The 14,065-nt window shown below is 51.4% G+C and carries 13 protein-coding genes, 1 tRNA gene and 1 riboswitch; of the genes, 10 read left to right on the forward strand and 4 right to left on the reverse strand.

All coding sequences use genetic code 11. From position 1 onward, the window contains the following. Positions 1-198: 198 nt before the first annotated feature. A complete protein-coding gene (locus IT527_RS09725; RefSeq protein ID WP_363278084.1) occupies positions 199-330 on the reverse strand; it encodes a PEP-CTERM sorting domain-containing protein in 132 nt (43 codons plus the stop codon). After that, a complete protein-coding gene (locus tag IT527_RS06230; protein ID WP_292967666.1) occupies positions 282-788 on the reverse strand; it encodes a choice-of-anchor E domain-containing protein in 507 nt (168 codons plus the stop codon). Before IT527_RS06230 ends, IT527_RS09725 begins: the two co-directional genes overlap by 49 nt. 405 nt (positions 789-1,193) lie before the next feature. Between IT527_RS06230 and trkA the strand changes: the two genes are divergently transcribed. The 6 genes from trkA (at position 1,194) to ubiD (ending at position 7,785) form a co-directional block, all read left to right on the forward strand. Further along, on the forward strand, positions 1,194-2,642 hold the full coding sequence (gene trkA, locus IT527_RS06235; RefSeq protein WP_292967667.1) for a Trk system potassium transporter TrkA: 1,449 nt from the start codon (positions 1,194-1,196) through the stop codon (positions 2,640-2,642). 10 nt (positions 2,643-2,652) lie between these two features. Further along, positions 2,653-4,122 (forward strand): potassium transporter TrkG, encoded by a 1,470-nt coding sequence (locus tag IT527_RS06240; protein WP_292967668.1) that lies wholly within the window; start codon positions 2,653-2,655, stop codon positions 4,120-4,122. A 200-nt stretch (positions 4,123-4,322) separates the two neighbouring features. After that, the gene (locus tag IT527_RS06245) at positions 4,323-4,691 is read left to right on the forward strand and encodes a response regulator (protein ID WP_292967725.1); all 369 of its coding nucleotides are present in this window, start codon (positions 4,323-4,325) and stop codon (positions 4,689-4,691) included. 63 nt (positions 4,692-4,754) lie between these two features. Further along, positions 4,755-5,291 carry a chorismate lyase gene (locus IT527_RS06250; RefSeq protein WP_292967669.1) on the forward strand — a complete coding sequence of 179 codons (537 nt, stop codon included), beginning with the start codon at positions 4,755-4,757 and terminating at the stop codon, positions 5,289-5,291. 88 nt (positions 5,292-5,379) lie between these two features. Next, positions 5,380-6,252 (forward strand): 4-hydroxybenzoate octaprenyltransferase, encoded by an 873-nt coding sequence (ubiA, locus tag IT527_RS06255; RefSeq protein WP_292967726.1) that lies wholly within the window; start codon positions 5,380-5,382, stop codon positions 6,250-6,252. A 69-nt stretch (positions 6,253-6,321) separates the two neighbouring features. Beyond that, entirely contained in the window at positions 6,322-7,785 is a 1,464-nt protein-coding gene (gene ubiD / locus IT527_RS06260) for a 4-hydroxy-3-polyprenylbenzoate decarboxylase (protein WP_292967670.1), read from the forward strand. Between the two features lie 41 nt (positions 7,786-7,826). Here the strand turns inward: ubiD and IT527_RS06265 are convergent, their stop codons facing one another. Then, positions 7,827-8,330 carry a hypothetical protein gene (locus IT527_RS06265; protein ID WP_292967671.1) on the reverse strand — a complete coding sequence of 168 codons (504 nt, stop codon included), beginning with the start codon at positions 8,328-8,330 and terminating at the stop codon, positions 7,827-7,829. Positions 8,331-8,618: 288 nt separating this feature from the next. On the opposite strand from IT527_RS06265, the gene IT527_RS06270 reads away from it, so the two are divergent. From IT527_RS06270 to IT527_RS06280, 3 genes are all read left to right on the forward strand, one after another. Further along, positions 8,619-8,709, forward strand: a tRNA-Ser gene (locus tag IT527_RS06270). Between the two features lie 291 nt (positions 8,710-9,000). Beyond that, positions 9,001-9,852: an HDOD domain-containing protein gene (locus tag IT527_RS06275; protein ID WP_292967672.1), complete on the forward strand. Its 852-nt coding sequence runs from the start codon at positions 9,001-9,003 to the stop codon at positions 9,850-9,852. Further along, complete coding sequence (locus IT527_RS06280; RefSeq protein WP_292967673.1) at positions 9,839-11,527, forward strand: adenylate/guanylate cyclase domain-containing protein; 1,689 nt, start codon at positions 9,839-9,841, stop codon at positions 11,525-11,527. Before IT527_RS06275 ends, IT527_RS06280 begins: the two co-directional genes overlap by 14 nt. Before the next feature lie 84 nt (positions 11,528-11,611). On the opposite strand, the gene greB is transcribed toward IT527_RS06280, so the two are convergent. After that, a complete protein-coding gene (gene greB / locus IT527_RS06285) occupies positions 11,612-12,160 on the reverse strand; it encodes a transcription elongation factor GreB (RefSeq protein ID WP_292967674.1) in 549 nt (182 codons plus the stop codon). A gap of 204 nt (positions 12,161-12,364) precedes the next feature. Next, positions 12,365-12,482: riboswitch (cyclic di-GMP riboswitch) on the forward strand. Between the two features lie 198 nt (positions 12,483-12,680). Here greB and IT527_RS06290 point away from each other — a divergent pair. After that, on the forward strand, positions 12,681-13,853 hold the full coding sequence (locus IT527_RS06290) for a PEP-CTERM sorting domain-containing protein (protein WP_292967675.1): 1,173 nt from the start codon (positions 12,681-12,683) through the stop codon (positions 13,851-13,853). Positions 13,854-14,065 lie beyond the last annotated feature (212 nt).

The raw sequence follows: 14,065 nt of genomic DNA on the forward strand, positions 1-14,065 counted from the left end.
ACAGAATACGGCCAGGAAAACCGGTTTACCCTGACCAAAAAATAAACGGCGGGTAAATTACAGGCATCACAGGCGGATATTGCGCAAGTGCTCGCCGTTTTTTGGCAGTTTATGTTAATACACCAAAAAAGAACCCGGCGAACCGGGTTTTTTGCAGGCAGACTGCCCGCCACCTGGCGGCAGGCAGTAACAGGATGATCAGACCTTGCGGCGACGGGTCACAGCCAGGCCAGCCAGCGCCAGTCCCATCAGGGCCAGTGAGCCGGGCTCGGGTGCCTCACTTACCGGGGGATCCTGAGGCCTTTCGTTATAGGGGATGATGAATCGCACGACACATTGAACGCGCCACCGCCTACGGCTTGCAGCGAAGCCAGGATAGCGCTCAGATCGTCGTCATTGAAGTTACTCCTGCTGAACGGGCCGAACGCCTTCGTTTCACCGACGGCGTACGACTGCGAGCCCGACGTGGCACTCAGCAGGACTGTGTCGGTGAGGTAGGAGCTCAGTGCGCTCAGCGTAGTCGTCCACGCCAGTTCAACTTCTGATGTCAGAGTGGCTGTCTGTGTTTGTGCTGCTGTGTTGTTACCAGTGAAACTCATGACGGCCTGACCGCTGACAGTGATCATGGCACCAGTCAGCGTGCCCAGGGACGAATCGAACAGGCCCAGCGAACCGGTCTGGCCAATCTCAGTCGTTTGCAGAGCATTGTTGAAATCGTACGATAGGGTCGCGGCATGGCTGGTTGCAGCTGCCGCCGCCAGGATTGCGGTAGCGAGGATTTTCTTCATTATTTTTTACTCCCTGTTAGATGATTCACAATTTTGTACCAAGGTGCCAATTCAGGTTCCAGCTCGGACTCCGGAAGGAACCTACAGATCAAATATGCAATAATCATACCAGTTTTCGAACACAAACAAAATGTATCATTAAATCAATTAGTTAAATATGACAATTGGGTATCAGTCTAAATTGGCCGAAATCAGCCGTACCGGTATGTAAAAAAATCCGACACATCTATAAGTGCTGCAGCCAGCGCAACACAATCCGCCAGATCAGGACAGATACAGGTCAAAAAGCGTAAAATATCCCACCTTATATGCAACCTGTCTAACCCGTTCAATCGTTCTCCCGGCCTGATCAGTGAGGTACAGACTGCATCATTTATTATTAATCTGTAAAACGAGTACCTTTTAGTGAAAATCGTTATCCTGGGCGCAGGGCGAGTTGGCTCAACCGTAGCGGAAAGCCTGGTCAGTGAATCCAATGATATTACTGTCGTTGATCTGACCAGGAGCAGCCTCACCCCATTGCAGGAGCGGCTGGACTTACGTACGGTCGTTGGCAGTGCCTCTCATCCTGACATCATGACCCAGGCAGGGATGGAGGATGCCGACATGGTACTGGCCCTGACCGGAAATGATGAAACCAATCTGGTCGCATGCAAGCTGGCAGCAAGCGTGTTCAATACTCCCACCCGAATCGCCCGTATCCGTACCGTGGATTATCTGGACCATCCGGCCATTTTTTCGAAAGAAAATTTTTGTGTCGATTTTGCCATTTGCCCGGAACGAATACTGACCAAATACATAGAAAAACTGATCGAGTTTCCGGGAGCACTGCAAGTACTCGATTTCGCCTCCGGTAAAGTCAGCCTGGTGGCAGTAAAAGCCATTCACGGCGGTCCGCTGATCGGGCGTCAGCTAAAAGAATTACGCCAGCACGTTCCCAATCTGGAAACCCGCGTCGCTGCCATTTTTCGGCATAACCATCCAATCATTCCCGAGGGCAGCACAGTTGTCGAAGAAGGCGATGAAGTGTTTTTCATCGCTGCTTCCAGTGATATCCGTGCAGTCATGAGTGAATTGCGCCGCATGGACAAACCCGTCAGGCGGGTAATGATTGCCGGTGGCGGCAGGATTGGCCGCAGGCTGGCGGAGGTATTGCAGCAAACCCATCAGGTACGGATCATCGAACGGGATATCAAGGTATGCGAATCATTGACACAAAGCCTGCATAACGTGCTGGTTCTGCACGGTGATGTTACCGATGAAGAGCTGCTGGAAAGTGAAAACATCAGCGAAATGGATACCTTCTGCGCTCTGACCGACAACGAGGAAAACAACATCATGGCCGCACTGATGGCCAAACGCATGGGTGCACGCAAAGTGATTGCGCTGATTCACCGCAGCATGTACGTGGATCTGATGCAGGGCAGCGGCATTGATATCGCTATTTCACCGGCACAAGTCACAATCGGCTCACTGCTGGCTTATGTCCGTCAGGGTGATGTGGCAGTAGTGCACAGCCTGCGGCGTGGCGCAGCCGAAGCACTGGAACTGGTTGCACACGGCGATGCCAGCGCTTCCCGGGTGGTTGGCCGCAAAATCGAGGAAATCAGACTGCCAAGGGGAACCACCATCGGCGCCATCGTACGCGGATTACCCCCGGGAGAGTTTTACCGCAGAAACCTGTCCGAACTGGAAGAAGACAGTCTCACGGATCAGTGGAGGCAGGCGCAGGTCATCATCGCCCACCATGATACGGTGATCGAACAGAATGACCATGTCATTCTGTTCGTCGTCAATAAAAAAATGGTGCGACAGGTGGAAAAGCTGTTTCAGGTGAACGTGGGATTTCTGTAATTAGGCAGCTATGGGTCACGCCCTGAGTCATTTCCTTGCCGTCGCCAACATACTGGGCAAAATGATACTGATGTTCGGATTGGTATTGCTGATCCCCTGCAGTGTTGCCTACTGGATGGCAGATGGATCTCTGCCCGTCTTTCTCAAAGCCCTATCGACGACACTGGGCTGTGGTGCGGCAATATGGCTGCTGACATCCCGCTTCAAACGGGAATTGCAAATTCGCGATGGATTTCTGCTGGTCGTGCTGGTCTGGCTGTCACTCCCCCTGTTTGGAATGCTGCCCCTATTCCACTATTTTCCGGAACTTGGTTTTGCCAAGTCATATTTTGAAGCAGCCTCCGGCCTGACTTCAACCGGAGCAACCGTACTGACGGGTCTCGACGAGCTGCCTTACGCCATCAACCTGTGGCGCTGTCTTATGGTCTGGCTGGGTGGCATGGGGTTAATCGTGCTGGCCGTGGCCATTCTGCCCATGCTGGGTGTCGGAGGAAGGCAGCTTCTCGGTGCCGAAGTCCCCGGACCGATAAAAGAATCCAGACTGACTCCACGCATTGCGGAAACCGCCAAACGGTTATGGCTGATCTACGTCACATTGACGCTCGCCTGTACAGTTGCTTACTGGCTGGCCGGGATGACCGTGTTCGATGCAATTGCGCACGCACTGAGCACACTCGGTCTGGCGGGCGTTTCCACACATGATGCCAGTTACGGGTACTGGGATTCTCCATTGATCGAGGCAATTACAATCCTGTTCATGCTGATTGCCGGTATCAATTTTTCAGCGCACTTCGTTGCCTGGCGCGCTAAAAGTTTTTCCGCATACCGCTCTGATCCGGAAGCCAGGCTGTACATCCTGATCACACTGGGCAGTTGTCTTGGCATAGCCGCCTTTCTCTGGGTCAAAGGAATTTATACAGATCCCGTGACTGCCTTGCGTTATGCGGCTTTCAATGTGGTGTCGGTTGCTTCGACTACCGGTTACAGCAATACCGACTACGCACTCTGGCCGATTTTCGCTCCGCTCTGGATGCTGTTTTTATCAGGATTCTGCTCATCATCGGGTTCAACCGGCGGTGGCATCAAAATGATTCGGGCACGCATCCTGTTTCAGCAGTTCTTTCGTGAAATGACTATCATCATGCATCCCCGCGCAGTCTCTCTGGTCAAGATCGGCAGGAGTATTGTCCCCAACGAAATCATTTTTGCCATTCTGGCATTTCTGTTCGTTTACCTGACCAGTATCGTTTTGATGACGTTGGCATTAACACTGAGCGGAATGGATGAGATCACAGCCTTTTCAGCTGCTGTCGCCTGCCTGAATAACCTGGGAACAGGCCTGGGAGGCATCGGTCCGTCTGCGAACTATGCAACACTCAACGATTTCCAGATCTGGCTGTGCAGTTTTGCCATGTTCCTGGGAAGACTGGAGTTTTATACCCTGATGATTGTTTTCACTCCGGCTTTCTGGCGACGATAGCGCCGGCAGATATTCAGATCGAATCGAACAAACCGATAATACGTTATTATAGTGGGCAAAAATCAGCTTACCGTGCAAGAAACAACCTGCGAAGCGGACACAATCCACACAAAACGGTTCTTGCACAGCCTTGCGGAAAACCTTGGATATAAGGGGAAATTGTGACTGAAACAGAAAATGATTTAACGGGCATCAAGGTAATGGTAGTGGATGACAGCAACACCATCCGGCGCAGTGCAGAAATCTTTCTCGCTCACTCCGGCTGTGAGGTCATCTTGGCAACAGATGGATTTGACGCCATGGCCAAAATCATCGACTGCCAGCCGGACATTATTTTTCTGGATATTGTCATGCCACGGCTGGACGGGTATCAGGCCTGCATGCTGATCAAAAAAAATCCGAAATACCATTCCGTACCGGTCATCATGCTCTCCAGCAAAAGCGGGCTGTTTGACCGTGCACGCGGCAGGATGGTCGGCTCTGACGAATACCTCACCAAGCCATTTACCAAAGAAGCCCTGCTTGATACGGTTCGCAAACACACTTCACCAAACAGGATACCGGCCTGATCCCGAATGGCTCTTACCGGTTTACACCATGGCTGACTACCCTGTTCACCCGCCCCGGCCGTAATGAAAGCCAACCCGCCTTTGGCGTGGCACCCTGTACCTGTTTCTGCTCCTGTCGATCTCCGCTGGTGGCTAACTCACCGGGGATCCCTTACTCGCCTGATCCAGGCGCGCAGCGAACATTTTCGTGTTGAACCTGTTTTTCAGGCGCTGGCAACCGCCTGTATCGATGAACTGGAAATCATGAATCTAAACAGACAAACGCGCGCACTGGTACGGGAAGTGTATCTGCGCAGCAATGAAATACCGGTTGTGTTTGCGCATTCCGTTGTCAGGAAGGAACACCTGCAGGGAGCATGGCGCGACCTGGGTCATCTGGGCAGCCGGTCGCTGGGTACCATGCTGTTTACCAACCCGCTAATACAGCGCGCGCCGCTTGCCTTCAAAAAACTCAAACCACGCCATCCCCTGTTCAGACGTGCCTGCACACGACTGCGGATCCACCCGAACCATCTCTGGGCGAGACGTTCGCTATTCATCCTGCGTCACCAGCCAATACTTGTCACAGAAGTATTTCTGCCTGCAATCCACACACTATAAACCGGTAAAATACCGTATTCCTTATCCTGGCCGGTTCAATCAAATTCCCGGCTATTTTACTGATCTGATTTTTATGACTTCTGTAAACATCACTTTCACGGATCGGCTCTCCGCATACACCAGACTGATCCGACTGGATAAACCTATCGGCATCCTGTTATTACTGTGGCCGACATTATGGGGATTATGGCTGGCAGCGGATGGTATGCCCGATCCGATGATTCTGGTGATTTTTGTACTGGGCACAATCCTGATGCGCTCTGCCGGCTGTGCCGTTAACGATTTCGCCGATCGGCGCATTGATCCTCATGTTTTTCGCACCCGCAACCGTCCGCTGGCAACCGGTATTATCACCCCGCGAGAAGCATTACTGGTAGCGGCCGGGTTAAGTTTATGCGCATTTTTACTGATCCTGCCGCTCAACCTGCTGACAATCCAGCTGTCCGTACCCGCTCTGTTTCTTGCAGCCTCTTATCCGTTTACCAAACGTTTTTTTGTCATGCCGCAAGCCTATCTGGGCATTGCCTTCAGCTTTGGCATTCCCATGGCATTTGCGGCGCAGACGGGTGCTGTTCCTCCGCTTGCATGGCTGCTGGTACTGGCCAATCTGTTCTGGGTCATTGCTTACGATACTGAATATGCGCTGGTGGACCGTGAAGATGATCTGAAAATCGGTATCAAGACTTCCGCCATCACACTCGGCCGGTTTGATATCGCAGGCATTATGCTGTGCCATATCACATTTCTGGGTATATTGGCTTATGCCGGAATGCTTCTGCAGCGCGGTATCCTGTTTTATGCTTCTCTGCTGATTGCGCTGGGGCTGGCTGCTTTTCAATACACCATGATCCGCAGACGAGAGCCTTCCCGCTGCTTTCGGGCATTTCTGCACAACAACTGGATCGGTGCTGCCATATTTGCCGGAATCTTACTGGATACGCTGTTCAGAACTGGCGGGTAAATTCAGGAAAATTCAGCAACGCTCTCATCATTTCCTGTTGAGTTTATTCACTGCTACCGGATCAGACTTATGAAATACAAGGATTTGCGCGACTTTCTCGCTCAGCTTGAACAACGCGGTGATTTAAAACGTGTCGGTATCGAAGTTGACCCCCGCCTGGAAATGACAGAGATCTGCGATCGCCTGCTCAAACAGGCAGGTCCGGCGGTACTGTTTGAACGACCCGCCGGACACACCATTCCGGTACTGGGCAACCTGTTCGGCACACCGGAACGGGTCGCGCTGGGTATGGGCCAGACATCGGTTTCCGCCCTGCGTGAAGTGGGCAAACTACTCGCCTACCTCAAGGAGCCCGATCCTCCCAAAGGGTTGCGCGATGCCTGGGAAAAGCTGCCGGTATTAAAACAGGTACTCAACATGGCCCCCAGACAGCTGTCCAATGCTCCCTGCCAGGAAATCGTATGGGAAGGTACTGAGGTGGATCTGGGAAAACTGCCAATCCAGACTTGCTGGCCGGGGGACGTGGCCCCCCTGATTACCTGGGGACTTACCGTCACACGCGGCCCGTATAAATCAAGACAGAACCTGGGCATTTACCGGCAGCAGGTAATTGCCCCGAACAAAGTGATTATGCGCTGGCTGGCGCATCGCGGCGGCGCACTGGACTACCGTGATTTCTGTCAAACCAGCCCGGGGCAGCCCTACCCTGTCGCGGTTGCACTGGGTGCGGATCCGGCGACGATTCTCGGTGCAGTCACTCCGGTTCCGGACAGCCTGAGTGAATACCAGTTTGCCGGTCTGTTACGCGGGGCAAAAACAGAAGTCGTCAAATGTCTGACGCATGACCTGCAGGTACCTGCCAGCGCGGAAATTGTGCTGGAAGGCTATATTTATCCGGATGAAACAGCAGTAGAGGGACCTTACGGCGATCACACCGGCTACTACAACGAACAGGAAACTTTCCCGGTTTTCACGATTGAGCGAATCACCATGCGCCGTGATCCGATTTACCACTCCACCTATACCGGCAAACCACCGGATGAACCCGCCATTCTTGGCGTTGCCCTCAATGAAGTATTCGTACCGCTGTTGCAGAAACAATTTACTGAAATTACTGATTTCTACCTTCCACCGGAAGGCTGCTCTTACCGTCTTGCCGTGGTCAGCATGAAAAAGCAGTACCCCGGCCATGCCAAACGTGTCATGTTCGGTATCTGGAGCTTTCTGCGCCAGTTCATGTATACCAAATTTATCATCGTAACGGATGATGACGTTAATATCCGCGACTGGAAAGAAGTCATCTGGGCGATGACCACCCGGGTTGATCCGGTGCGCGATACCCTGATCGCAGAAAACACACCAATCGACTACCTCGATTTTGCCAGCCCCGTTTCCGGACTTGGCAGCAAAATGGGACTGGATGCCACCAATAAATGGCCGGGTGAAACAACGCGCGAATGGGGTCGTACCATTGAAATGGATGCAACCGTCAAAACCAGAATCGACCACCTTTGGCAAAAACTGCCATTCTGACCACCTGATGACCATTACAAGAAGCATCCCACCCCGGAAGTTTAATGTGCGTGTGAATGCGCACCCTGTTTCCCCTGACCCCTGCTCTGATCATCCCCGCCAGACTGCTGATTTAAGCCAACCTGATAAGTCGCATGGCAGGCGGTGCAACGCCCCAGTGCCTCACTCAGCTGCTGCAGTGTATGTTTGGGATCCTTTCCGGATTCCGCCTCGTCGGCTATCCTGTCAAACGCCTGATGCATGCCCATCCCCATCTGCATAAACTGCTCGGGCAGGAAGTTATCCATATGCCCTTCCATTTTATGGGGCATCGCCATTCCAAGTGAACGCGCGTGACGCGCCACTGCCGTCATATCCTCTTTTGCAAGCGCCTCCAGAATGGCACTGGTTCCGGTTAGCAGCATGCGCATTTCGCCCAGAAGGTGATGGCGCTGCATCTCATTCACAGACAGAACCTGGCGCTGATCAACGCCGCCGGCCATCACAGCAGCTGCAATAAAACCCAGAGTAACTGCAAGAATTTTCTTCAAATCAACCTCCTTCATTTTTGGGAACCGGCTGGAAATATGCCATTCTCGCCACATTATGAATATTAGTAAACACCCGAAAAAATAATATGGCAGTTACTGAACCACCCCGGAATGCTCGTCGGGTAATAGCAACGGCCTGTTGAGCCCGAAAGCCACAAACACGCTCAGACCAGATGCTGCCGACGACAAAATAACAGCACCGGCAGGGTTTCCGTATTTGCAGTCAGCATAATTGTTCTATGTATTGCTCCTGCTGCGAATCTGGTTTATCCTTTGCGGCTGCCCTGAACAGGGGAAATAACAGGAGAAGTGACCGAGTGGTTGAAGGTGCACGCCTGGAAAGCGTGTGTACGGTAATACCGTACCGCGGGTTCGAATCCCGCCTTCTCCGCCAGAACACCTTGCAAAAAAGCCTCACCCGTACCCGGGGTGGGGCTTTTTTGTTCCCAGCCATCTTCCCGGAACCTTTGCCGGACAGAAATCTGAACCGGTTCTCCCGCAGCAGCCCGAAAATAACCTGATTGCGCCCAATCCCGGGCAATTCATACCCGGATACTAATCGGGAAATTCGAACAAATTTCACAGATTTTCTCAGCTGTTATCAAGCCCGCTTTATAAATGCCGTTGTTTTAACCTGTAGCAACAATTGAAAATTCTTACTGCCGTATTCCGGCATTTATGCGCCATGAACCAATGTGTTATTGACTACAAAATAATAAAAGCCACACAGCCGGAGATTATTTCCAGAATTATCGAAATTGATGAGGAATCTCCGAATTGTTTCAGGGAAATGGATCGCCTGCTGCGTGCCGATCAGGTAGTAGCCTCATTCATTCTCAGGGTAGCCAATTCACCCATTTATAACCGCAGCCAGCCGATCAGAACATTACCGATCGCCACCAGCCTGCTGGGAATCAATATCATCCGTTCTCTGGTTATACTGGCCTTCTCACGCTCTGTATTTTCCAAAAGCAAAAATGTACTGGTACGCAGGCACATCTGGCACCACTCTTTACTGACCGCAATTGCAAGCTACAACATCTGCCTGGAATTCGGAAAATCAGAAGATTGCGAAGAAGCCTTTGTTGCCGGGCTGGTCCACGATATCGGCAAAGTGCTGCTTTTTACCCACGCGCGCAAGGAATACATGGATGCTCTCACGTACGCACTTGAAAACAACTGTTCCAGCAAAGAAGCAGAGCAGAAATTTATGGGAACAGATCATTACCAGATCGGAAAGGAGGCAGTCAGAGAATGGAAGCTCCCGTCACAGTTTCAACTGTATGTTGGCACCGATCTGGATCAGTTATTGCCCGAGCGGACTGAAAACAGAATCCTGCTCTGGCTGGCTATCGCCAACAGCCTGGTCAGAGGCGCCGGAATCGGTGCCAACCCTGATGATCCCACCGTTCGCAAGGAAAAACTGATGTCTTATGGCTTAAGCGAAGCAATTTCTGATCATCTGCTTGATGACACTTTTTTTCAGAAACTGCTCAATGATGACATGTACCAGTTCTGCGCCAATGATCATAACTAATACACCTCCAGACGCCGCCAAACACGTAAACTCCGGATCCGGCCATCCGATCGTCATTACATCGCTTGAGCATAACGTCTGGCAGATACTGGAACAGGAAATTGCACGCACACTGGAGCGGTTGCAGTGCCTGCGCCTGCGGGATTCGATTATCCTCCTGCTGCACAAACTGATTACGAACATGATCAGGACCATGCACCGCCAGGCATTTCAGCAGGCGATCGAGAGCGGCCTGAATATTGATATTACCGATAAAGATGGTGTATTCGATGAACTGTTACAAAATGAGTTAACCACGCATGGTGATCGGAATATCGAACAGTTCTGCAAAAAAAACCATTTCCGGATTACGCTGACCTTTCCCGAGGAAAAGGACACGCTGATACAGATTGATTACCCGAAAAATTGTGACAGCAGCACCTACCTGGACAGCAAACTTGCCAGAGCAATCGGATTCTCGCTTATAAAACAGGAAAAACAGATTCCAGGTGAAAATGCACAGGCATATCGTACCGCCAGAATCATACGTAATTTCGCAGAACAATATTCCCCTCAAACATCAGCCAATCATTCCCAATTACTGTCCCACACAGAGGAATCAGACAAAACCATAGCCATATTCAGCAAATTGAGTCACGGCGTCATGGTTTTTTCCAGCGCGGGTGACATCCTGTCCATCTCCCCCGCGATTCTCAACAACCTGAAACTGGAAATATCCCCGGTTTCGGTACAGATACTTACAAACATTATTCCTGGCCACTTTTATAACGATGTACTGTGGGGGCTTATACTGGAATCAGAGGATGGTCTGTTTGAAAACTATCGCATTCGCATCAGGGTACCGCATGACGACAGTCTGTCGGTACTTTTCAATGTCAGCGGCTACCGCCATAACGACATGACCATCCATACGCTGTGGCAGATCGTATCGCTGGATCACAAGACCACGCACACACTGACCGAAGGCTCCATGCTCAATGAAGCCCGGGTTCACAATATCACTCGCAATTATGTGCCCCAGCTGGTCGAACAGAAGGCCAGAGAAATTGTCCGACTGGGAGGTAACGCACTCCCCAACGAAGAATGCCAGTTAGCTGTCCTGTTTTGTGATATTGCCGGTTTTACCAGTTACGTGGAAAACAACGAAAAAGAAGAATCTGTCATTCACACGCTTAATCTGATACTCGGCAGAATCACGAAGGCTGTCAGACAGTATGACGGCATCATCGACAAATTCATGGGTGATTGTGTTATGGCTTTATTCAAGGCACCACACAACGCCGTACTGGCCGCACTGGAAATTCACAAACACTCCTACGATTTCAATAATTTGCGTATGCGTGCCGGCAAAGATCTGCTGCTTCTGCGTATCGGCATTCACTGGGGAAACGTGGTGATTGGCAATGTCGGCTCCTCAGACAGACTGGACTGGACAACAATCGGAGATGTCGTCAACACTGCTGCACGGCTTGAAAAAAGTTGCTGTCCGGGCGGAATACTGATCAGTGATACGTTGTTTAAGGCTATCGCCCGGGGAGATTACCCTGAAATCAGATTCAGCAAGACATTTCAGCTTAAACTGAAAGGAAAGCGCAACAAACAGGCAGTCCGCTATGTACAGACAGCCAGTCAGCCCCTTTTATACGATATTCCAGCTCCATCCGCGATGGATTGATCTTGCTTATCATGATTGTATATAGTCTGATCTAAAAACGCCGCCCGTTTCACAGCAGCAGCAAGAGACACGCTTATATTTGCGTCAAAGTGCTTCATAACGGATTTCCACCACTTCCAGCTCCTCCAGACCACCCGGCGTCTGCAATGACACCACATCTCCCGCGCGCGCTTTCAGCAAAGCTCTGGCCAGCGGCGAAATCCAGCTGATCCGGCCCCGGCCCGGCTCGGCTTCATCCATACCGACGATGCTGTAAGTCTGCTCCTCGCCACGCGAACTACAAACTGTTACTGTGGCGCCAAAAAATACCTGGTCACATTCACCACGCTGCTCCGGATCGATAACCTCGGCACTATCCAGACGCCTGGATAAAAACCGTAAACGGCGGTCAATTTCGCGTAAGCGCCGTTTGCCATAGATGTAATCACCATTTTCCGAGCGATCGCCATTTGATGCTGCCCAGGAAACGATTTTGACCACTTCCGGTCGATCCACCTTCCATAACTGGTCAAACTCATCCTTCAACCGCTGATACCCCTTTGGCGTAATGTAGTTTTTTACCCCCTGCAGTGGTTGTGGCACATCGTCGACTTCTTCATCGTCGTCGCTTTCCCTGATAAATGCCTTATTCATAGTTACAAATCATCAATAAAAATTACCGGACTGTCAGAAACACCATGAAACTGCTGGAAAACTTATTTCCGCTATCTGTTCCGCATCACCGCCATATTCCGCAAACTGAAGCAAATTAAATTTGGATTTTGCACCATAACCGGGTCGTGCGCACTGCGGCATTATGTCGCATTGTCTCTCATGATTTTTTCGCCATAATTGCGCCAGCAAAAAAGCCACCCTCGTTGCGAAACGAGTCCGGAAAACCCATGGATCTCAAAGCTGTTTACAGACTGCTTATTGCCAGCTCTGTCCAATATTTGCAGATAGCCGGGTTGCCTGCCCTGAAGCAGTGGGGAACTTCTGAAATACCGACATGTGGCAACACCGTCTGTCAGAACGTTCTGACTGCCTGCTTCAGAAAACATCATTCAAACATGCGCGCCTGTCAATCCGATGATTGCCACGTCTTGCAGAACCGGCACGCTGAATGTCTGACAGGCCGCAAATAACAGGATTAATCCACAACTTGAGGTTTACCATGAAATACGTTTATCAGTTCACAGCAGTCACCTTACTGACAGGACTAAGCAGCCTTTCCCACGCCGCTCTGACCACCAGCTCCGGTGTGCAAAACTTCTCCGGCAGCGCTGCTGTCACCGCTGCAGGTACGTCAAGTGGCGGCATGAACAGCTCGCTCACAAACGCCACAAACACGAATAGCAATGCGTCTGTAGCAACAGTTTCACTGGGACAGTTCGATTCATCGTTCGGCGTGCTGACCGGCGTGGAACTGCAGCTGAATTCCGGCCGGACACAAACCATCAGTGGTACCGGTTTCAAAAATAACGGCCCCGGGCGCACCGCAAGTGGCAGTGGTACCAGTTCAGCATTGCTCAGCACACCAGGGTTCAATACCGTATTTGCACCCAACCTTACCCAGGCGGGTGCCAATTGTGGATTGGGGATGGGTATGACCGGAAATATCTCATGCGGCTGGGGACCGCAAACTTCTGCAGTAACTGCCACCAATACGATTGGTAATGTCGCTTCGAGTAATCTGAACGACTATGTCGGCACCGGTGTCGTCAACGCCGCGCTGAGCGCTCCCGTACTCTCAGCAACCGCCACACTGACAGCCACCATGGGCCAGCCAAGCGGCTCGACCGTCAATTACTCAATGGCATGGGAGGGTACCCTGGAAGCCATCTACAGTTACATGCTGCACGCTGCCGCTTCGTTTGACGGCTCTTCCGCACAGGACAGTCTGACGCTTGATTTTGGTGTGATTCCACAATTCAGTACGGCACCCACTCTGAGTTTCGATATCTTCAATCTGGCGGACGATAACCGTACAGGTCTTGATCTGGATACATTCTCCGATTCCGGGGATACCAGCATTTTCAGTACCGGCCTGACGGCTTTTTCCAGTCTGGCGCAGGGCGGAAACTCAAGCTTCACCGCTTCCATGCTGACCGGTACATTGGGATCATTCAGCGCGTCTTACCTGCTTAATCTGTCGGATACCCCTATCGGCGCCAGCAATACCCGGCTGAATCAAACGCTGACATTGAATCTGGTCGGGATAGTCAGCTCCTCTGCCAGCGCCGTACCCGAACCCGGAACCCTGGTGTTACTGCTGACCGGTTTGGGGCTTGGCTGGTGGTGTCTGAGAAAGCAACCCCGAGAGAAAGCCAGTGCAGCATTTGCATGATCATGCAAACATCCGGTAAAAAAGCATAAACAACAGAGTCTGGATAGCTTTTACTCTAAACCGGATCCAGACTCCGGATAAGCGCTTGCCGGTTATCGGTGATGCTGTTTACAGAGATGCAGGTTATCAGCAGGAATTTTATTTGCACTTTTTGTAACAAAACGTACCTGACTGGGAGTATGGGCTTCGAACAAGCAGCACATACCCCAAAC

Origin of the sequence: Nitrosomonas sp. (assembly GCF_020852615.1) — a bacterium.
Lineage (GTDB): Bacteria > Pseudomonadota > Gammaproteobacteria > Burkholderiales > Nitrosomonadaceae > Nitrosomonas.